Annotated in this window: 14 protein-coding genes; 8 read left to right on the forward strand and 6 right to left on the reverse strand. The window is 71.5% G+C overall.

Annotated elements, in window-relative coordinates:
- The first annotated feature begins 70 nt into the window (after positions 1-70).
- Positions 71-1,252 (forward strand): glycosyltransferase, encoded by a 1,182-nt coding sequence (locus tag ACZ7LS_RS09110; protein WP_385133173.1) that lies wholly within the window; start codon positions 71-73, stop codon positions 1,250-1,252.
- 103 nt (positions 1,253-1,355) lie between these two features.
- On the opposite strand, the gene glgB is transcribed toward ACZ7LS_RS09110, so the two are convergent.
- The 4 genes from glgB to ACZ7LS_RS09130 all read right to left on the reverse strand — a co-directional run bounded on the left by glgB (position 1,356) and on the right by ACZ7LS_RS09130 (position 9,530).
- Complete coding sequence (glgB, locus tag ACZ7LS_RS09115; protein WP_385136605.1) at positions 1,356-3,884, reverse strand: 1,4-alpha-glucan branching enzyme; 2,529 nt, start codon at positions 3,882-3,884, stop codon at positions 1,356-1,358.
- Between the two features lie 177 nt (positions 3,885-4,061).
- Positions 4,062-5,567, reverse strand: a complete 1,506-nt coding sequence (locus ACZ7LS_RS09120) for a maltokinase N-terminal cap-like domain-containing protein (RefSeq protein ID WP_382664897.1) — start codon at positions 5,565-5,567, stop codon at positions 4,062-4,064.
- Between the two features lie 247 nt (positions 5,568-5,814).
- A complete protein-coding gene (gene treS, locus ACZ7LS_RS09125) occupies positions 5,815-7,536 on the reverse strand; it encodes a maltose alpha-D-glucosyltransferase (protein WP_382517530.1) in 1,722 nt (573 codons plus the stop codon).
- Entirely contained in the window at positions 7,533-9,530 is a 1,998-nt protein-coding gene (locus ACZ7LS_RS09130) for an alpha-1,4-glucan--maltose-1-phosphate maltosyltransferase (protein WP_382517936.1), read from the reverse strand. The genes treS and ACZ7LS_RS09130 overlap by 4 nt, the downstream gene beginning before the upstream one ends.
- Positions 9,531-10,133: 603 nt before the next feature.
- On the opposite strand from ACZ7LS_RS09130, the gene glgP reads away from it, so the two are divergent.
- The 3 genes from glgP to ACZ7LS_RS09145 all read left to right on the forward strand — a co-directional run bounded on the left by glgP (position 10,134) and on the right by ACZ7LS_RS09145 (position 16,023).
- Positions 10,134-12,731, forward strand: a complete 2,598-nt coding sequence (glgP, locus tag ACZ7LS_RS09135; RefSeq protein WP_385136603.1) for an alpha-glucan family phosphorylase — start codon at positions 10,134-10,136, stop codon at positions 12,729-12,731.
- A 226-nt stretch (positions 12,732-12,957) separates the two neighbouring features.
- Positions 12,958-14,193, forward strand: a complete 1,236-nt coding sequence (locus ACZ7LS_RS09140; RefSeq protein WP_382873406.1) for an alginate lyase family protein — start codon at positions 12,958-12,960, stop codon at positions 14,191-14,193.
- A gap of 411 nt (positions 14,194-14,604) precedes the next feature.
- A complete protein-coding gene (locus ACZ7LS_RS09145) occupies positions 14,605-16,023 on the forward strand; it encodes a DUF2252 domain-containing protein (RefSeq protein ID WP_382664891.1) in 1,419 nt (472 codons plus the stop codon).
- An 84-nt stretch (positions 16,024-16,107) separates the two neighbouring features.
- Here the strand turns inward: ACZ7LS_RS09145 and ACZ7LS_RS09150 are convergent, their stop codons facing one another.
- Entirely contained in the window at positions 16,108-16,518 is a 411-nt protein-coding gene (locus ACZ7LS_RS09150) for a VOC family protein (RefSeq protein ID WP_382517518.1), read from the reverse strand.
- A gap of 141 nt (positions 16,519-16,659) precedes the next feature.
- Here ACZ7LS_RS09150 and ACZ7LS_RS09155 point away from each other — a divergent pair, with 141 nt between their 5' ends.
- Entirely contained in the window at positions 16,660-17,052 is a 393-nt protein-coding gene (locus tag ACZ7LS_RS09155; RefSeq protein WP_382664890.1) for a helix-turn-helix domain-containing protein, read from the forward strand.
- Between the two features lie 49 nt (positions 17,053-17,101).
- Here the strand turns inward: ACZ7LS_RS09155 and ACZ7LS_RS09160 are convergent, their stop codons facing one another.
- On the reverse strand, positions 17,102-18,067 hold the full coding sequence (locus tag ACZ7LS_RS09160) for a threonine/serine dehydratase (RefSeq protein WP_385136600.1): 966 nt from the start codon (positions 18,065-18,067) through the stop codon (positions 17,102-17,104).
- A 44-nt stretch (positions 18,068-18,111) separates the two neighbouring features.
- On the opposite strand from ACZ7LS_RS09160, the gene ACZ7LS_RS09165 reads away from it, so the two are divergent.
- The 3 genes from ACZ7LS_RS09165 to ACZ7LS_RS09175 all read left to right on the forward strand — a co-directional run bounded on the left by ACZ7LS_RS09165 (position 18,112) and on the right by ACZ7LS_RS09175 (position 21,241).
- The gene (locus tag ACZ7LS_RS09165) at positions 18,112-18,804 is read left to right on the forward strand and encodes a TetR/AcrR family transcriptional regulator (RefSeq protein WP_382664886.1); all 693 of its coding nucleotides are present in this window, start codon (positions 18,112-18,114) and stop codon (positions 18,802-18,804) included.
- 77 nt (positions 18,805-18,881) lie between these two features.
- Positions 18,882-20,060 (forward strand): DUF1266 domain-containing protein, encoded by a 1,179-nt coding sequence (locus ACZ7LS_RS09170; protein ID WP_382517507.1) that lies wholly within the window; start codon positions 18,882-18,884, stop codon positions 20,058-20,060.
- On the forward strand, positions 20,057-21,241 hold the full coding sequence (locus tag ACZ7LS_RS09175) for a DUF1266 domain-containing protein (RefSeq protein WP_382517504.1): 1,185 nt from the start codon (positions 20,057-20,059) through the stop codon (positions 21,239-21,241). The genes ACZ7LS_RS09170 and ACZ7LS_RS09175 overlap by 4 nt, the downstream gene beginning before the upstream one ends.
- Positions 21,242-21,267 lie beyond the last annotated feature (26 nt).

Here is a 21,267-nt window from a genome sequence, read left to right on the forward strand (position 1 = left end):
CTGCGACCATGACCGCGGGCCTGTCCGGATTCCGCTCCCGCGAATTCGGTGGAGCAATACCCTTATCAATATGCGCATACTCTTCTCAAGCACTCCCGCCCATGGCCACCTGCTCCCGCAACTCCCCCTCGCCCGCGCGTTCCGTGAGCGAGGTGACGACGTGGTGTTCCTCACCGCGGGCGGTCTCGCTCCCTTACTGGCCAAGGAAGGTTTCGACCTCCTGCCGGCGGGGCCGACCATGGACGTGATGGTGGAGGACTTCACGCGCAGGACAGGCGTGCTGCCGGAGGGCGAACCGGCCCCGGAGGTGGTCGCCGAGCTCTTCGCCGGAGTCCGGGTCGACGTCACCGCGGACGAGGCGCTCGCCGCCGCCCGGGACTGGCGGCCCGAGCTGATCGTCACCGAACTCGCCGACTGCGTGGGCCCGTTGGTCGCCGCCGCCCTCGACGTTCCGGTGGCGAACCTCGCGTACGGTCCCGCCCTGCCCGACGTTTTCGCCGCGGCCATGGAAGCGAACGTCGCGAGTCGCTACGCCGCACGCGGTATCACTCCCCGCCCCGCCGCCCACTACCTGGACACCTGCCCGCCCGCGATGCAGCAGGACGGCTGGCAGCCTCCGGCCGGACGGCTGGCGCTGCGCCCGGAGCCCCACGGGCAGACGCCGGCCGGACAGAGTTCTCCGGACCCGGCCGGGACGACGGCACCGGCCGGCTCGACGGCACCGGCCGACCCGGAGCGGCGGCGTCCGCGCGTGCTGGTCACCTTCGGCACCGTCTTCTCCGCGCCCGAGGTACTCAGTCCGATCCTGCGTGAACTGTCGAAGGAGGACATGGAGCTGAGGGTCACCCTGGGCCTCACCGCGTCCGCCGAGGACTTCGACGTCGACCACGACCGGGTGACCTTCGTCGGCTTCACCCCGCTGAGCGAGCTGCTGCGCGACACGGACCTGGTCGTGGCCCACGGCGGCGCGGGCACCACGCTCGGCACGCTCGCCGCGGGCATCCCGATGGTGATCGCCCCCCAGGGCGCCGACCAGTTCATCCAGGCCGACCGGGTGGCCGCGGCGGGCGCGGGACTCGGTCTCCCGGGAGGTACGGCCACTCCCGAGGGGGTCGTCAAGGCCGCCTCCGCCGTCCTGGCGGACCAGGGCTTCCGGGCCGCCGCGCGTATGGTCGCCGACCAGATCGCCGCGATGCCGTCCCCCGCCGAGGTGGCCGCGGCGCTGGCGGCGGAGCCGGCGCCGGTGGCCTGAGCCGGGGCTTTGGGCCGGAACGTGACGAGGTGGCGCCGCCCGAAGTCCTGGGCGGCGCCACCTCGTCAGCTGCCGACTCGGCTCGGCTCGGGAGAGCGGGGTGTCAGACCGGCCGCAGCCAGACCGTCGCCAGCGGCGGCAGCGTCAGCTGGACGGACACCGGGTGGCCGTGCGCCGCCACCGACTCGGGCTTCAGCGGGTCCGCGTTGAGCACGCCGCCGCCGCCGTAACGCGCCGCGTCCGTGTTGAGGACCTCCGTCCAGGCGGAGAACTCCTCGGGCACACCGAGCCGGTACTGATGGCGCACCACCGGCGAGAAGTGCGAGACCGCCAGCAGCGGCGAACCGTCCGCGTCGAACCGCAGGAACGCGAAGACGTTGTCCTCGCCCGCGTCACCGTCCACCCACGCGAAGCCCTCGGGGACGGTGTCCCGCTGCCAGAGCGCGGGCGTCGCGCCGTACACCGTGTTGAGGTCGCGGACCAGATCGCGCACGCCCCGGTGGTCGGGCTCCGCCTCGTACGACGGGTCGAGCAGCCACCAGTCCGGCCCATGGCCCTCCGACCACTCCGCTCCCTGGGCGAACTCCTGCCCCATGAAGAGCAGTTGCTTGCCGGGGTGGGCCCACATGAAGCCGAGATAGGCGCGTTCGTTGGCGCGCTGCTGCCACCAGTCACCGGGCATCTTGGAGACCAGCGCGCGCTTGCCGTGGACCACCTCGTCGTGCGAGATCGGCAGCACGTAGTTCTCGCTGTACGCGTACACCATGGAGAAGGTCATCTCGCCGTGGTGATATTTGCGGTGGACGGGCTCCTTGGAGACATAGTCCAGTGAGTCGTGCATCCAGCCCATGTTCCACTTCAGGCCGAAACCGAGCCCGCCGAAGCCGTCGGGGCCGACATGGTGGGTGGCGCGCGTGACGCCGTTCCAGGCGGTGGACTCCTCGGCGATGGTCACCGCACCGGGACAGCGCCGGTAGACGGTCGCGTTCATCTCCTGGAGGAAGGCGACGGCGTCCGGATTCTCCCGGCCGCCGTGCTCGTTGGGGGTCCACTGCCCTTCCTCGCGCGAGTAGTCGAGGTAGAGCATCGAGGCGACGGCATCGACCCGCAGCCCGTCGACATGGAACTCCTCGCACCAGTACACGGCGTTGGAGACCAGGAAGTTACGGACCTCCTTGCGGCCGTAGTCGAATTCCAGCGTGCCCCAGTCGGGGTGTTCCGCCCGCTGCGGATCGCTGTGCTCGTACAGCGGACGGCCGTCGAACTGGGCCAGCGCCCACTCGTCCTTCGGGAAGTGCGCCGGCACCCAGTCGACCAGCACCCCGATCCCCGCGCGGTGCAGGGAGTCCACGAGGTACTTGAAGTCGTCCGGGGTGCCCATCCGGGACGTCGGCGCGTAGAAGCCGGTGACCTGATAGCCCCAGGAGCCGCCGAAGGGGTGCTCGGCGATCGGCATCAGCTCGACATGGGTGAAGCCGAGGTCCTTGACGTACGCGGGCAGTTGCGAAGCGAGCTGACGGTACGTCAGGCCGGGCCGCCAGGACGGCAGATGGACCTCGTACACGGAGAACGGTGCCTCGTGCACGGGACGGTCGGCGCGGTGCGCGAGCCACTCCTCGTCGTGCCAGACGTGGTGGGACTCGGTGACGATGGACGCGGTCGCGGGCGGCACTTCCGTGCGCCGCGCCATCGGGTCGGCGCGCAGGGTGTGCGAACCGTCGGGCCGTGTGATGTCGAACTTGTAGAGCGCGCCCTCGCCGACCCCCGGCACGAACAGCTCCCACACCCCGGTGGAGCCGAGCGAGCGCATCGGGAGGCTCGTACCGTCCCAGTAGTTGAAGTCACCGGCGATCCGGACGCCCCGGGCGTTGGGTGCCCAGACGGTGAAGCGGGTGCCGGTGACGCCCTGGTGCGTCATGATCCGGGCGCCGAGGGCCTTCCACAGCTCCTCGTGCCTGCCCTCGCCGATCAGATGCAGATCCACGTCTCCGAGCGCGGGCAGGAAACCGTACGGATCGCGCACCTCCAGCTCGTCCAGCTCCTGCGTGGCGTCGCTGTAGCGGACGAGGAGTGTGTACGAGGGCACCGCGCGCAGCGGCAGCACACCGGAGAAGAAGCCGTCGCCGTCGTCGTTCAGCGCGGCTCTGACCGCGGGCTCCTCGGTGACGACGGTGACGGCGCGCGCGTACGGCCGCAGTGTCCGGAAGAGGACGCCGTCCGGCACGGGACGCACCCCCAGCAGCCCGTGCGGATCGTGGTGCGAACCGGCGAGCAGCCGCTCCCGGTCACCGTCGTCCAGCGGTCGCGCGGCCCGTACCCGACGGCCGCCGCCCGGTTCCACCCGCGGCCGGGGCGCCGTGCGGGCCCCCGGCTTCTTGGCACCGGCGGCGGCGGAACCGGCAGCGGCGGGGGAGGTGGCGGTGGCGGGGGAGGCGGCCGGCGCGGGCGCGGTCTGCGGTGCCTTGCGGCGCGCGGGCTTCTTCCCCTTCTTCCCGGCGGACTTGCCCGTGCCCGCGCCCGCACCGGCACGCGCGGCCTCGGCGGCGGGCGCCGGGACGGGGAGCGAGGCGGTGGGAAGCTCGGGCTGGGACGAGCTGTCGGACGAACGGTCGGACGGCGTGCGGGGGGTCACGGGGGCTGCCTCCTCGGCTGGGCTTCGCTGCTGGACGGTCGATACGGGTGGACAGAGCGGGGGCGGGGCGGGGACGGAGCGGGGACACGGCGGGGACAGAAGGGGACGGCGTGGGGACAGAGGGGGACGGGGGAGCGGGACAGTCGGGGGAGGCCGCCGGGCTCCGGCCCGGACGCGTCAGGCGCCCTCGGCCAGCCGCCGGATCGCCGCCATCGGGACCGGCAGCCAGTCGGGGCGGTGCCTCGCCTCGTACAGGACCTCGTAGATCGCCTTGTCCGTCTCGTACGCGCGCAGCAACTCGGGCTCCGCGCGCGGATCGGTGCCCGCGGCCGCCGCGTACCCCTCGCAGTACGCGTCCCGGCAGCGCGTCGCCCAGTCCGGGCGCCATGGCTCGTGGGAGCGGGCCGCGTAGTCGAAGGAGCGGAGCATGCCCGCCACATCACGGACCGGCGGCTGCGGGCGGCGGCGTTCGGCGAGCGGTCTCGCGGGCTCGCCCTCGAAGTCGATGACCGACCAGCGGCCGTCCGGCGTCCGCAGGGTCTGGCCCAGATGCAGATCGCCGTGGACGCGCTGCGCGGGCCGGCCGCGCCCCGCCTCGTCGAGCCCGGCGAGGGCGGCGAAGGCGGTCCGCAGCCCGGCGGCGTACGGCATGAGCGAGGGCACCGCGCGCGCCGCCGACTCCAGGCGCTCGGCCATTCCGTCGGCCAGCTGCGCGGTCTGCCTGCGGCCCAGCGTCACGGTCGGCAGCGCGGCGGCGAGCGCGGTGTGCACCTCGGCGGTGGCCCGCCCCAGCGCGCGCGCCTCCGCGATGAACTCCCTGCCGTGGGCGAGCGAGGAGAGTGCCAGCTGCCAGCCGTCCTGCGAGCCGCGCAGATAGGGCTGGAGGACGCCGAGGGTGAGCGAGTCACCGCTGCCGGAAGGGTCGGCGGCCTCGAACCAGCCGACCGGCGCGGGCACCCGCTCGCACCCCTCCGCGGCGAGGGCCAGCGGCAGTTCCAGATCGGGGTGCGGGCCGGGGAAGACCCGGCGCAGGATCTTGAGGATGTAGGCGTCCCCGTAGACCAGGGAGGAGTTGGACTGCTCGGCGTCGAGCAGCCGCCCGCTCAGCCCGGCCGGGACGGTGCTCGCCCGGTCGAACCGCAGCGGCCCCAGCGCGCCGGGCGAGCGCAGCCGCTCCAGCAGCAGTTCGGCCAGGTGGGGATCGTGCAGGCCCTCGTAGACGGTACGGCCGGCCAGCGGTCCCTGCGTGGCATGGCCGATCAGCGCGGACGCGAGGCGTGGCGGCAGCGCCTTCCGTACCCCGAGCAGCAGCTGATAGCAGTCACCGGCGGGCGACGAGACCCCGGAGGGGGTGGAGGACGGCGACGAGGGAATCGACAGCGGCGGTCCGGACGGGCCGCGCTGCTCGACCCGTACGAGCAGATGCAGCAGACCCGGACCGCTCGCGTCCACCGGCAGCAGTTCGGTGACCGTCACCGGCACGAAGCCGGTGACCGGACGGCCCTTGCCCGCGAACCAGCGCTGGCGGGGCAGCCAGTCATGGAGCAGCGGAGCGAGCGAGCCGACCAGCGTTCTCGCGTCGGCGGGCGACAGAGCGGGCGACACGGGCGGTGCGACGGGCGGGGCGACGGGCGAAGCGGTTGCGGGGCGCGGCGTAATCCGGATGGATGCAGCCTTCGACATGGCATCGCGTCCTTTCCCCGGGCACACCACAGGATGCGCAGAGTGTCCCGGATTGCGGCAATGGCTGTCCGGCTGTGCGGGACGTGTCGGGTGAGGATGATCCGTACGGATCGATTCCGTACGAACTCAATACGAATTTGATCGAATCGATCGAACTAGATGTGGAGGAGCGTGCCCCGTGCGGGGCGGTGGAAACCGCCCGGCACGGGACCGCGGTCAACACCGCGTGAACGAGTGAGCGGTGATGTCACACCGCGGGGTCCTTGCGCAGCCGGAACCAGTAGAAGCCGTGGCCGGCCAGGGTGAGCAGGTAGGGCCACTCGCCGATCGCGGGGAACCGCACCCCGCCGATCAGCTCGACCGGATGGCGCCCGCTGAACTCCTTCAGATCCAGTTCGGTGGGCTGCGCGAAGCGCGAGAAGTTGTGCACGCAGAGCACCAGATCGTCGCCCTCGCCCTGCTGGGAGGGTGCCTCACGGAGAAAGGCGAGCACGGCCGGGTTCGACGACGGCAGCTCGGTGTACGAGCCGAGGCCGAAGGCCGGGTTCTGCTTCCTGATCTCGATCATCCGCCGCGTCCAGTGCAGCAGCGAGGACGGCGACGCCATCGCCGCCTCCACATTGGTGACCTGGTAGCCATAGACCGGGTCCATGATCGTCGGCAGATAGAGCCGGCCGGGATCGCTGGACGAGAAGCCCGCGTTCCGGTCGGGCGTCCACTGCATCGGGGTCCGTACGGCGTCCCGGTCGCCGAGCCAGATGTTGTCGCCCATCCCGATCTCGTCCCCGTAGTAGAGGATCGGGGATCCCGGCAGCGACAGCAGCAGGGCGGTGAACAGCTCGATCTGGTTGCGGTCGTTGTCCAGCAGCGGGGCGAGCCGCCGCCGGATGCCGATGTTGGCGCGCATCCGCGGGTCCTTGGCGTACTCCGCGTACATGTAGTCGCGCTCTTCGTCCGTGACCATTTCGAGGGTCAGCTCGTCGTGGTTGCGCAGGAAGATGCCCCACTGGCAGCCGGTCGGGATCGACGGGGTCTTGGCCAGGATTTCCGAGACCGGGTAGCGGGACTCGCGCCGTACGGCCATGAAGATGCGCGGCATCACGGGGAAGTGGAACGCCATATGGCATTCGTCGCCGCCCGCCGTGTAGTCGCCGAAGTAGTCGACGACATCCTCCGGCCATTGGTTCGCCTCGGCGAGGATCACCGTGTCCGGGTAGTTGGCGTCGATCTCCTTCCGTACCCGCTTGAGGAACTCGTGGGTGGCCGGGAGGTTCTCGCAGTTGGTGTTCTCCTGCTGGTACAGGTACGGCACGGCGTCCAGCCGGAAGCCGTCGATGCCCAGGTCCAGCCAGAAGCGCAGCGCCGAGACGATCTCCTCCTGCACCGCCGGGTTCTCGTAGTTGAGATCCGGCTGGTGGGAGAAGAAGCGGTGCCAGTAGTACTGCTTGCGCACCGGGTCGAAGGTCCAGTTGGACGTCTCGGTGTCGACGAAGATGATCCGGGCGTCCTGGTACTGCTTGTCGTCGTCGGCCCAGACGTAGTAGTCGCCGTACGGCCCGTCGGGGTCCTTGCGGGACTCCTGGAACCAGTCGTGCTGATCACTCGTGTGGTTCATGACGAAGTCGATGATCACGCGCATGCCGCGCTGGTGCGCGGCGTCGACGAACTCCACGAAGTCGGCGAGGTCCCCGAACTCGGGGAGCACCGCCGTGTAGTCCGAGACGTCGTAGCCGCCGTCGCGCAGCGGTGACTTGAAGAACGGCGGCAGCCAGAGGCAGTCCACTCCGAGCCACTGGAGATAGTCCAGCTTGGCCGTGATGCCCTTGAGGTCGCCGATGCCGTCGCCGTTGCTGTCCTGGAACGAACGCACCAGGACCTCGTAGAAGACGGCACGCTTGAACCAGTCGGGATCGCGGTCCTTGGCCGGGGTGTCCTCGAACGTGTCGTGGACGGGCTCATTGACGATCATGATGTGGGTGACCCTCCGATCGGCGGGGACGGTCGCAGAACCACGACGTGCGCGGGCGTGACGCCCGGCTCTAGGCGCACGTAGGTGGAGCTGCCCCAGTGATAGGTCTCGCCGGTGAGCTCGTCGCGCACCGGGGCGGTCTCGTGCCGGTCGAGGCCGAGCCGCTCCATGTCCAACGAGACCGTCGCCTCCTGGGTGTGGTGAGGGTCGAGGTTGACGACCACCAGAACGATGTTCGTGCCCGACCGTTTGCTGTACGCGATGACCGCGTCGTTGTCGGCGTGGTGGAAGTGGATGTCGCGCAGCTGCTGCAGGGCGGGGTGCCGCCGTCTGATCCGGTTGAGCGTGGTGATCAGCGGGGCGATGGTCCGGCCCTCGCGCTCGGCCGCTTCCCAGTCCCGGGGCCGCAGCTGGTATTTCTCCGAGTCAAGGTACTCCTCGCTGCCGGGCTTCGCGGGGGTGTTCTCGCAGAGTTCGTAGCCCGCGTAGACACCCCAGGCGGGCGCCATCGTGGCGGCCAGTACGGCCCGTACCTCGAAGGCCGGCCGGCCGCCCTCCTGAAGATAGGCGTGCAGGATGTCAGGCGTGTTGACGAAGAGATTCGGCCGCATGTACGCCGCGGACTCTCCCGACAGCTCCGTCAGATAGCCGGTCAGCTCCTGCTTCGTGTTCCGCCAGGTGAAGTACGTGTACGACTGCTGGAAGCCGATCGCGCCGAGCGTGCGCATCATCGCGGGCCGGGTGAACGCCTCGGCCAGGAAGATGACATCGGGGTCGGTGCGGTTGATGTTCGCGATGACCTTCTCCCAGAAGAGCACCGGCTTGGTGTGCGGATTGTCGACACGGAAGATCCGCACACCGTGGGTCATCCAGTAGCGCAGGATCCGGCTGGTCTCCCGGACCAGACCGCGCAGATCGCTGTCGAAGGCGATCGGATAGATGTCCTGGTACTTCTTCGGCGGGTTCTCCGCGTAGGCGATGGAGCCGTCGGCGCGGTGGTGGAACCACTCGGGGTGCTTCGTGACCCAGGGGTGGTCGGGGGAGCACTGGAGCGCGAAGTCGAGCGCGACCTCCATCCGCAGGGCGCGGGCCGTCTCCACGAAGTGGTCGAAGTCCTCGATCGTGCCCAGCTCGGGGTGGATCGCGTCATGGCCGCCGTCGGCCGAGCCGATCGCCCAGGGCACACCGACATCCCCGGCGCCGGGCGTGAGGGAGTTGTTGGGGCCCTTGCGGTGCGTGGTGCCGATGGGGTGGACCGGCGGCAGGTACACGATGTCGAACCCCATCGCGGCGACGGCGGGCAGCCGTTCCGCGGCCGTCCTGAACGTGCCGCTCACCGGCGGCTCGCCGTTCTTGACGACCGCGCCCTCCGAGCGCGGGAACAGCTCGTACCACGAACCGAAGAGTGCCCGCCTGCGCTCCACCAGCAGGGGAGCGGGGCGCGAGGCGCTGACCAGATCGCGCAGCGGATGGCGGGCGAGGACGGCGTCGACCTCGGGGGCGAGCGCGGCGTCGAGCCGGGCCCGCGCGGGCAGTGTCCCGTCGCGCAGGGTGTCCGCGGCGGCGAGTACGGCCTCCCGGCCGTCGCGTTTCGGCACGCCGTCGGCGGCCCGCTCGTACAGCGCGGCGCCCTCCGCGAGGACGAGGGCGATGTCGTGTGCGTCGGCGGCCGCCGGGATCTTGATGTTCGCGGCGTGGCGCCAGGTGGCGACCGGGTCGCTCCACGCCTCGACGGTGTAGGTCCAGCGGCCTTCCTCGGTGGGCGTGACCTCCGCGCCCCAGCGGTCTGTGCCGGGGGCGAGTTCACGCATCGGGGTCCAGGGGCCGGGGCGGCCACTGGGGTCCATGAGGACGACGTTCGCCGCGACGGCGTCATGGCCCTCGCGGAAGACGGTCGCGGTGACCTGGAAGGACTCACCGCTCACCGCCTTCGCGGGGCGTCTGCCGCAGTCGACGAGCGGGCGTACGTCCAGGACGGGAATGCGACCAATCAGCGGTTTCACTGGATCACCTGAGGGCTGTGCGGGCGTGACAGGCAGGGCGGGTGGAGCTGACCGATCGGGGTGACCGGGTCGGATGGGTGGGACCGGCGGATCGGTTGGGGCCGGTGATGCGAGTGGATCTGGTGGTGTGGGTGCAGAGGATCTGCTTCCCTCGAAAGATCTGCTGTCTTTGCGAGGTTTTGATGTTCTTTGTAGCTGCTCGGTAGACGACTGGGAGGCTGCGGGCATGGCCGCTCCTGTCCGCGTTCACTCGAATAGCGCTGGAATCGTCCTCAATTGTGTGGGGACGCGCTCGTGTGCGGTGCGATGAGCATGCGTACGTGCCGGCTGTACCGAGGGAGCCTTCCCACTCCTTTCGGGTGGGCAATCCGGCGGATTGTTAAGTCCTGGGGCGTACAAGAACCGCCGGGGCGCACGGTTACTAACGGCAAAGTTCAGGCCACGAGTTGGGGGCAGGGCGCGGACACCCCCGGGTGAGTGCGCGTGTGCGCCGTGGTTGCGGAGGGTGAGGTGGGGCTACCGTCAAAGGGACGGCGGGTCGCACAACGTGGTGCGTCCCCTGTGGCTCGTATGTCCCCTGCGAAGGTGGAACACGTGAAGGCAATCCGTCGGTTCACCGTCCGCCCCGTCCTGCCCGAACCACTCCAACCGCTCAGCGACCTCGCCCGCAATCTGCGCTGGTCCTGGCATACCGAGACCCGTGAACTCTTCGAGTCCGCCGACCCCGCCGGCTGGCGGGCCACCGGCCGCGATCCCGTACGGCTGCTCGGGGCGGTGTCCGCCGCGCGCCTCGCCGAGCTGGCCGGGGATCGCCCCTTCCTGGACCGGCTGACCGCCGCCGCGGCCGATCTCGACACCTATCTGCGCGGCGATCGCTGGTACCAGGAGCGCGTGGGCCAGGGCGCCGAGCTGCCCGCGGCCATTGGCTACTTCTCGCCGGAGTTCGGGGTCACCGCGGCCCTGCCGCAGTACTCCGGCGGCCTCGGCATCCTCGCCGGCGACCATCTCAAGGCCGCCAGCGATCTCGGCGTACCGCTGATCGGCGTCGGGCTGCTCTACCGGCACGGCTACTTCCGCCAGTCGCTCTCCCGGGACGGCTGGCAGCAGGAGCAGTATCCGCTCCTCGACCCCAACGAACTCCCCGTCACACTGCTGCGCGAGCCGGACGGCACCCCCGCCCAGATCGCCCTCACCCTGCCCGGACACCGCTCGCTGCGCGCCTGCGTCTGGCAGGCGCAGGTCGGACGGGTCCCGCTGCTGATGCTCGACTCGGACGTCGAGGAGAACGGGCCGGGCGAACGCGAGGTCACCGACCGGCTCTACGGCGGCGGCAGCGAACACCGCCTCCTCCAGGAGATGCTGCTCGGCATCGGCGGGGTCCGGGCGGTCCGTACGTACTGCCGGCTCACCGGCCACCCCGCGCCCGAGGTGTTCCACACCAACGAGGGCCACGCCGGCTTCCTCGGCCTGGAGCGCATCGGCGAGCTGGTCGCGACCGGTCTCGGATTCGAGGCGTCCCTGGAAGCCGTCCGGGCCGGTACGGTCTTCACCACCCACACCCCGGTGCCCGCCGGGATCGACCGCTTCGACCGCGAGCTGGTGGCCCGCCACTTCGGTGACGACGGCGAACTGCCCGGTGTGCCGGCCGAGCGCGTCCTCGGACTCGGCGTGGAGACCTACCCGGGCGGCGAGCCGAACCTCTTCAACATGGCCGCGATGGGTCTGCGGCTCGCCCAGCGCGCCAACGGCGTCTCCACCCTGCACGGCGCCGTCAGCCGCCGGATGTTCGCCGGGCTCTGGCCCGGCTTCGACCCGTCGGAGGTGCCCATCACCTCCGTGACCAACGGGGTGCACGCACCGACCTGGGTGGCTCCCGAGATCGCCCGCCTCGGCGACGCCGAGCGCGTCCCGGACGCCGACGTGTGGGCCGTACGGCGCGCCCTGCGCGAGCAGTTGGTGGCCGAAGTGCGCACACGCCTGCACGCCTCCTGGCGCCAGCGCGGCGCCGAGGCCGCCGAGCTGGGCTGGATCGACGGCGTCCTCGACCCGGACGTCCTCACCATCGGCTTCGCCCGCCGGGTCCCCTCGTACAAGCGGCTCACGCTCATGCTGCGTGACCGCGAGCGGCTGACGGAGCTGCTGCTCCACCCCGAGCGGCCGGTCCAGATCGTCGTCGCGGGCAAGGCCCATCCGGCGGACGACGGCGGCAAGCGGCTGGTGCGGGAACTGGTGCGGTTCGCCGACGATCCGCGGGTGCGGCACCGCATCGTCTTCCTGCCCGACTACGGGATGGGCATGGCCCAGAAGCTCTACCCCGGCTGTGACGTCTGGCTGAACAATCCGCTGCGGCCCCTGGAGGCGTGCGGCACCAGCGGAATGAAGGCCGCGCTCAACGGCTGTCTCAACCTGTCCGTCCTGGACGGCTGGTGGGACGAGTGGTTCGAACCGGACTTCGGCTGGGCCATCCCCACCGCCGACGGCTCGGCCGCCGACGAGAACCGCCGGGACGAACTGGAGGCGAACGCCCTCTACGAACTGATCGAGGACCGCGTCGCGCCCCGCTTCTACGACCGAGGCGGGAGCGGGCTGCCGGACCGCTGGATCGAGATGGTCCGGCGCACGCTGGTGTCCCTCGGGCCCAAGGTGCTCGCGGGACGGATGGTGCGTGAGTATGTGGAGCGGCTGTACGCCCCGGCCGCCGCCGCTCATCGCGCCCTGGACGCCGACACCGCCTCGGAGCTGGCGGCCTGGAAGTACCGCACCCGCACGCTCTGGCCGTATGTGTCGGTCGACCATGTCGAGGCGGTCGCGGCGACCGGCGCCGGCGGCGGGGCGGGCAGCGGCGGAGCGGGCGGTGGCGCCGAGCTGGGCTCCACGCTCTCGCTGCGGGTGAGCGTCGGCCTCGGCGAGCTGCGCCCGGAGGATGTGGACGTGCAGGCGGTCGCGGGGCGGGTGGGCGCCGACGACACGATCGTGGACGCCCAGACCTTCCCGCTGAAGCCGGCGGGCGGGCCCGATCTGGACGGCCGCTGGGTGTACGAGGGCCCGCTCGCCCTGGACCGTACGGGCCCCTACGGCTATACGGTCCGGGTGCTGCCCGCCCATCCGCTGCTCGCGACCAGCGCGGATCTGGGGCTGGTCACGCTGCCGACGGAGGCGACGGGGGAGGGCGCGGGCGTGCTGATGCGGTGAGACGCGCGTACGCGCGCCGGGGCCGGACATCTTCGGGTGTCCGGCCCCTTGCCGTGCGGGGCCGGCGGGTGGTTTCAGCGCCGCGCGTCCGTCCAATGGTCCAGACCTTGACGTGTCCATGGGATGGTTCTACGTTCCTCACTCAACAACGGGTTCACAACTCAATCCTGCATTCATGTGGCTGAATCGAGTTGAGGAACGTCCAGCGACCGGAAGGCACCCCCACATGCGCCCCGGATCCATCCCCCGAGTCCTCGGACTCGCCACCGCTCTCGCCGGCGTACTCTCCGCCGCCTTCATGGCACCCGCCTCCGCCGAGAAGGCGCCGGACGCCGCACCGGCCAAGCCCGCCACCGCCGCGGTCGCCGCCGCGCCCGCCGGCTTCACCCACCCCGGGGTGAACCTCAACACCGCCCAACTCGACTTCATCCGCGGCAAGGTGCAGGCCGGGGCGCAGCCCTGGAAGAGCGCCTACGACCAGATGATGGCGAGCAAGTACGCCAGCCTCTCGCGCACCGCCAAGCCCCGCGCGGTCGTCGAGTGCGGCTCGTACTCCAACCCCAACAACGGCTGCACCGATGAGCGCGAGGACGCGATCGCCGCGTACACCGACGCCCTCGCCTGGTACATCACGCGCGACGACCGCTACGCGCAGAAGGCGATCCAGCTCATGGACGCCTGGTCCAACACCATCAAGGACCACACCAACAGCAACGCCCCGCTGCAGACCGGCTGGGCCGGATCCTCCTGGCCCAAGGCCGCCGAGATCATCAAGCATGTGTACGGGAACTGGCCGAACGCCGGCCGGTTCAGCACGATGCTGCGCACGGTCTATCTGCCCGAGATCATCAACGGCTCCAACTCCAACGGCAACTGGGAGCTGACGATGATGGAGGCGGCGGTCAGCATCTCCGTCTTCCTCGACGACGGGGCGAGCTACGACAAGGCGATCGGCAAGTACCTCGTCCGCGTGCCCGCCTACATCTATCTCTCCTCCGACGGCGCGCTGCCCAAGACCGTCCCGAGCCAGAACCTCAACACCCGGGACAAGATCGTCAGTTACTGGCAGGGCCAGGGGACCTTCATCACCGGGCTGACCCAGGAGACCTGCCGCGACTTCGTGCACACCGGCTACGGCATCTCGTCCGTCGGCCATGTCTACGAGACCGCGCGCCTCCAGGGCCAGGACCTGTTCCCGCAGGTCGGCGAGCGGCTGCGGCAGGCGCTCGGCTTCCAGGCCAAGTACGAGCTCCAGGCCGAGCCCGTACCGTCCTCGCTCTGCGGCGGCAGTGTGGTGCGCGGCCTCGGGCCGATCACCGAGGTCGGCTACAACGCGCTCAACACCCGGCTGGGCTACGCGATGACCAACACCCTGCGGCTCACGGAGCAGTCGCGGCCGTCGGGGACGAACAACCTGTTCGTGGCCTGGGAGACGCTGACGAACGCGAGCAACCCCAACTAGACGGGACTTTCGCAACACGCCCCAGCGGCTGCCGGGTGCGCGGTTCTCCTCGTTGTCGGCATCGACGGCGACCGCCGCCGGGGCCACCACCCGCTGTCCGGCCCGGTCCGGCTCCCGCGCGGAGGTGGGCGCCTCGGGCCCGGCGGCGGGTACGGCCTCGGCGACGACGTCGATTCCGGGGACCGCGTCGAGGACGCACCGCGTCGGCCCGACACGGCGCGGGCCGACGCGGTGAGACGCGGGGATTCGCCGGGATGCGGGTGGCGGAGGGCCACGGATAATGGACGGGGAAGGCGCCGGGAGAGGACGACGCGGCGGCGCCGAACGGGGGAGACCGGGGCAGCCGGGCGGTACCGCGGGCGCGCCGTCGCACACCCGCGCCACCGCACTCTCGGACGGGAAGTGCACGCCATGAGCAGGGCCGGTGGAATCTCGGGTGACAGGCGGCCGTTGTCGCCGCGTGAGCGGGCGGACCGGGGCAAGGCGGCCCGCAAGAAGGCGCCGAGGTCCGGCCACGCCGTTTTCAGTCCCGCCGAGGGGCGACCCGACCCGGTGGACGTGATCGAGGAACAGTCGGCCGTGCGCGTACCGGAACTCGTCCCCCTGCGCTATGGACGTATGACGGAGTCGCCGTTCCGGTTCTACCGGGGCGCTGCCGCGATCATGGCCGGTGATCTGGCCACCACGCCCACCTCCGGCATCAGGGCGCAGCTGTGCGGAGACGCCCATCTGGTGAACTTCCGGCTGCTCGGCTCGCCCGAGCGGCGCCTCGTGTTCGACATCAACGACTTCGACGAGACCCTCCCGGGCCCCTGGGAGTGGGACGTCAAGCGGCTGGCCGCGAGCCTGGTGATCGCGGGACGCGAGAACGGCTACTCGGCCAGGCAGCGGGCGGAGATCGTCCGGGCCGCCGTACGCGCCTACCGCGAGCGGATGCGGCGCTACGCGGGGATGGGCCATCTCGCGGTGTGGTACGACAGCGCCGACACGGAACAGCTCCAGCGGCTGGTGGCCGGGAGGCTGAGCGCGAAGGGCCGGGGCCGGCTGTCGAAAACCGTGGCGAAGGCCCGTACCAAGGACAGCCTCCAGGCATTCGGGAAACTCACCCGGCTCCGCGGCGGTGAACGCCGGTTCGTGGCCGACCCGCCCTTGGTCGTGCCCATCGACGACCTGCTGGAGGGCGCCGAGCGGGACCGGATCTCCCGTGAGCTCCACGCGCTCGTCGAACGGTATGGACGCAGCCTGTCCACGGAACGGGCGCAACTGCTCAAGCAGTACCGGGTGGCCGACATCGCCCGCAAGGTCGTGGGCGTGGGCAGCGTCGGAACCCGCTGCTGGATTCTGCTGCTGCTGGGCAGGGACGACGAGGACCCCCTGATCCTCCAGGCCAAGGAGGCCGACCACTCGGTGCTCGCCGCGCATGTCGGGGAGAGCGAGTACGACAACCAGGGGCAGCGCGTGGTCGCGGGACAGCGGCTGATGCAGGCCGTCGGCGACGTCTTCCTCGGCTGGGACCGGGTGACGGGCACCGACGGCCGCCAGCGGGACTTCTACGTACGCCAGTTGCACGACTGGAAGGGCATCCTGACGCCGCAGATCATGGTGCCGAGGGGCATGCGGGTATTCGCCGAACTCTGCGGGGAGACCCTGTCCCGCGCCCACGCCCGGTCGGGCGACCGCATCGCCATCGCCGCCTATCTGGGCGCGGGAGAGGCGTTCGACACCGCGCTCGCGGAGTTCGCGGAGAGCTACGCCGACCAGAACGAACGCGACCACCGGGCACTGGTGGACGCGGTGAGGCGGGGAAGGGTGCGGGCGCGGCCGGGGTGAGGCCGCGGTTCCCGCCCGCCACCGGCCGTGGATGGCCGGTGGCGTGGGGGAGCGGGCCTCGGTCGTGGGTCAGACGGTCGCGGGTCAGCTGTTCGGCTGGGTGAAGCGGATGCTGTTGCCGAACGGGTCGCGGAGGCCGCAGTCGGTTCCGTACGGGCGCTCGGTGGGTTCGTCGGTGAACTCGACCCCGAGCGCCAGCAGCGTCTCGTACGTCTTGCGGCAGTCGTCCGTGCTGAAGAAGAGCGAGCCGCCCGTCGCGCCCTTGGCCACCAGCTCGCGGACCTGCTGTGCCGTCTCCTCGGACATCGCCGGCGGGCCGGGCTTCTCCAGCAGGATCTGGCGGTCCGGGTGGCCGGGGACGTTCACGGTCAGCCAGCGCATGAAGCCCAGGTCGACATCGGCGTTGACCTCCAGGCCGAGCTTGCCGACGTAGAAGTCGAGTGCTTCGTCCTGGTCGAGGACGTATATCTGTGAGTGTGTGATCGCGTTGAACATGTGCATCACGCTACCGAGCGAGTCCGGCGAAAACTTATCCAAAACTGCTCAGTCGCGACGCGGGGCGCGGGGACCGGTCCCGCCGGCGGACCGGCCGATCGTGAGTGACCGACCGGCGCGGGTCCGTGGTGTGATGGCACGGTGAGCCGCGCCGCGGAAGAGACCAACCGCCACATGCTCCGGGCACGGGACGCGATGGACCGCGCTTACGCGCAGCCACTGGACGTCCCGGCCCTGGCCCGGATCGCGCATGTCTCGGAGGCACACTTCACCCGCACCTTCCGGGCCACGTTCGGTGAGACACCCCACCGCTACCTGCAGCGCCGCCGTGTCGAGCGCGCGATGTACCTGCTGCGGGAGACCGACCGCAGTGTGACCGACATCTGCTACCAGGTCGGCTTCGGCAGTCCGGGCACCTTCAGCCGTACGTTCCGCGACATCGTCGGCCGGTCGCCGAGGACGTACCGCAAGGAAGCGACGGCCGCGAACGTACCGACGTGCTTCACGAAGGCGTGGACGCGCCCGCACACCTGACCGCGCACACCCGACCGCGCGCACACCCGACCCCGCCCGCGCCGGTCGTTCACGCGCTCCCGTCCGCCTCCGCCAGTGACGCCACGTCCGTGTTCGCCCCGCACAGCACCACGCAGATCCGTTCGCCCGCCTCGGGCCGGTACCCGTATCCCTCACCCCGTACGGTCAGCGCGGCGAGAGCCGTCGCCGCGGCGTGTTCGACCGCGAGGCGGTGGTCCGTCCACAGCGCGCGGCGGGCGCGGATGATCTCCGCGTCCGGCACCAGCACGGAGCGCACGCCGTCGTGGTGCGCGGCGCGCAGCGCGAGCGTCGTGGCGCGGGAGGCGCCCAGGGAGTCGGAGGCCACGGAGTCGACCGGGGTGTCGACCACCCGGCCCGCTTCGAGCGCGGCGTTCAGGGCGCGGCAGTGCTCCGGCTCGACGGCCACCGTCCGGATGCCGTGGTGCCGCGCGGCGGTGGCCACCCCGGCGAAGAGCCCGCCGCCGCCCACCGAGACCACCACGGTGTCCAGGTCCGGGATCCGCTGGTGGATCTCCTCCAGCAGCGTGCCCGCGCCCGCGGCGATCAGCGGGTTGTCGTACGCGTGCGAGGCGAGCGCGCCGGTCGTCGTGGCGAAGTCCTGGCAGGCGGCCAGCGCCTCGGCGTACGACGCGCCGGTCAGCCGTACCTCGGCACCGTACGAGCGCAGCCGCGCGACCTTCACCGGCGGCGCGGTCTCCGGCAGGAACACCGTGGCGGTCACGCCCTGCTGCCGGGCGGCCCACGCGCAGGCGAGTCCGGCGTTGCCGCCCGAGGCGATGGTCACGCCCGCGTCGGGGAGGGTGCCCTCCTCGCGATGGGCGCGCAGGAAGTTCTGGGCGCCGCGCGCCTTGAAGCTGCCGGTGTGCTGGAGGTGCTCCAGGGCCAGCCACACCTGGGCGGTGCCAGGGTCGGCGGGCGCCACCGCCACGGGGCGCACATGGCCCGCGATGCGGTCGGTGGCCTGCTTGATGTCGTCGTGGCTGAGTTCTCGCACCGGCTGCTCCTCGTATCGATACGGTGTACCGTACGCTGGCTCGCATGCCCCGGCAATCCGCGTCCCTCGACTCCGCCACCCCCGGCCGCATCGCCGCGACCGCGCTCGCGCTGGTCGACGAGGAGGGGCCGGGAGCCCTGAGTTTCCGCACGCTGGCCGCCCGCCTCGGGGTCGCCCACGCCACCGTCCAGCGCCGCTGCACGGATCTCGCCGGGCTGCTCGACCTCTGCGCCGACCACCTCGCGGCCGATCTGCCGGACATCCCGCCCGGCACCGACTGGGCCCGTGCCACCGAGGCGCGCTTCCGCCGGCTCTACGCGTCGCTGACCGCCCATCCGGGGCTGCTCGCCCTGCGCGGCGGCCGGCCGTGGCTGGGGCCGCAGTTGCTGGGGCGGCTGGTGGAGCCACAGCTCGCCGACAGCATCCGGGCGGGCATGACGCCCGAGGAGGCGGTCATCGCGTACCGCCGCATGTATCTGCTCACCCTCGGCAGCGCGACCTTCGTCGATCACCGCGATCCGAAGTCCTCGCAGGCGGCGACCCGTAGCGCGCTGGCGGCGCTTGACCCGGTGGAGTTCCCCGTACTGACCGGGCATCTCGCCGCCATCCTGCCCGCCGTCGTGGACCACGAGGTCTTCTACGGCGCGCTGCGCCAGCTCGTCCGCGCCGCCGACCCCGCTCGTCACGAGCCGCGGCGGAGCGAGTCGCGGCGGAGCGAGCCGCGCGCGGACGCGTGACCAGCTCTCCTCCGCCGTGAACGCGTCCGCCACACCTGCCCCACAGCGGCCCGGAACCGCTTCCGTAGGATCGGGCCGTGACAACGAGTGCGGACAAGGCCACGGATACGGACACCCGTTGGGCGCCACCGACCGAGACCGAGCGGCTGCTGTACGAGGCGACCGCGCGCGACGACGGGGACGCGGTGCTCGACGTGCTCTCCCGCTCCCCGCTCTATGTGCTCGTCGCCCGGCTGCACGCCGACACTCCCGGCTACACCGCGCCGCTCCCGTCACAGCCCGACCCCGCGACAGGCCGCACGCTCGTCCCCGTGCTGACCCCCGGCATGCTGCCGCCCTGGCATCCGGAGTGGGTGTTCCGGCGGACCACCCTCGCCGGACTCGCCACGGCCTGGCCGGACAGCAAGTGGTGGCTCGGGGTCAACCCGGGCACGCCGTACGCGACCAGCGTCAAGGCCCGGCCGGCGCACCGCAGGGCGTGGCTGAGGGCCGGCGCGGCGTCCGGCGGCCCCCCGCGGGACCGGCTGGTCACGCACGGCGGCGGTCCGCTGCACGGGCCGGTCGCGTACGGACTGGCCCTCGGCGCCCATCTCGCCGTCAACAACGGCATCGTCTGGAACCAGCTCGGCGCCGCCTACCTCGACTACGAGACGGACATCGCCCGGCTGTACCGCCCCTGGCACGTCGGCAACCGCGCCGCGTACCGGCAGACGCTCGACGCGCTGATGGCCACCCGGTTCATCGGCCGCACCCACGAGTTCGTCCTCCGCACCCGGCTCGGTCTCGTCGCACGGCTGAAGCGCGAGCCCTCGCGGGGCGAGTGGTCCGACGGCGTCACCGCCGCGCTGAACCGGCGCGGCGCGACCCGGGCCGAGCTGATGGAAGCCGGGGAGTCCCTGCGGCGCGTCGTCCGGTACGAGGACCGCTTCCGCGCCGACGGCGTCCTCGCGCCCGGCGGACGGATCGACACCCTGGCCGCCTTCGACCACGGGCGCGCGGTCAATGTCGTCCGGCTGGCGCTCGGCGCGCGCTACTGCGATCCGCACGAGGCCGAGACGGCCGTCCTGCGGATCGGTGAACTGGCGCGGCGGGCCTACGGATCCTGGGAGGAGTTCTCCCTCGGATACACGCTGACCCGGCTGATCCACTTCGACGCGGACGACGATGCCGAGGCCAGGTACCAGGAGTCCCTCACGCACCACCGCACCCTCGTACAGGACCCCACCAGCCCCTACCGGAACATCCCCTGGTCATGAGCCCTCCCCTCCCGCACCATCCGGACAACCCCGCGTACGGCGCCCCCTGGATATCGCCGTCCGAGACCGAGCGGCTGCTGTACGAGGCCGGGGCGCGCGGCGACACGGAGGCGCAGCTACGGGTGCTGGCCGGCGCGGAGCTGTACATCGGCGCGCCGAGGGCCGAGGTCGACGCGGCGCCCGACCGGGTGCGCTGGCGCGCGCACCGCGACGAGGCGGGACGCGGCTGCAAGCCCGTCCTCACCCGCGGGATGCTGCCGCCGTGGCACCCCGATTGGGTGTTCCACGGTGTCTCCCTCCAGTGGATCGCCGAGTTCGAGTGGCGGGATCCGCAGCAGCTGCTCGCCGTCAACGCCGGTACCCCGGCGCAGCTTCTGCTGCCCGCCATGCCCCAGCACCGCGCGCTGTGGCTCCGCTGCTACGCGGAGAACGACCGCCCGTCCGACGACCGGCTGATCGCCCTGCGGCACGGGCCGCTGCACGGACCGCTCGCCTACGGCCTGGCCTGCGGCGCGCATCTGGCGGTCGGGAACGGCGTGCCGTGGAACGAGGTCGGCACCGTCTACCACGACTACGCCACGGAACGCGCCCAGCTCCGCGACTCCTGGGGCATCACCGAACGCACCGGCTGGCAGACGCAGTTGAACGCACTGCTGGACGCGCGCAACAGCCCGCCCGAGCCCGATTTCGCCCTCCGGGTGCGTGAGCAGCTGCGCGCCGGTCTCGGCGGGCCGCCGTCCGCCGACCTGTGGCGCGAGACGGCCGCGGGGCACGCCCAGGACCTCGGGGCCGGCCATGACACGGTCAGGGGCATCGAGGAACTGGTGCGGCGCATCCTCCGGTACGAGGCCCGCTTCCGCGCCGACGGGCTGCTGCCCCCGGACGGCAGGGTGACCACCACGGTCGCCTACGACTACGGGCGTGCGGTAAATCTGGCCCGCTGGGGGCTGTCGGCACGCTTCTGCGATCCGTACGAGGCCCAGCAGGCGATCGTGCACGCCGGGGCGCTGAGCAAGCCGGCCTACCGCTCGTGGGAGGACTTCTCGGCGGCGTACGCGCTCGGCAGGGTGCTGCGCTTCGACGGCGAGGAGTACGGCTCGTTCTACGAGCAGAACGTCGTCGCCCACCGTCTGCTGACGGAGAACGAGGGCAGCCCGTGGCGGAACATTCCCTGGCGCTGAGGGGCGGGGCCCGGCGCCCGGCGGCC

This window comes from Streptomyces sp. NPDC039430, assembly GCF_055639435.1.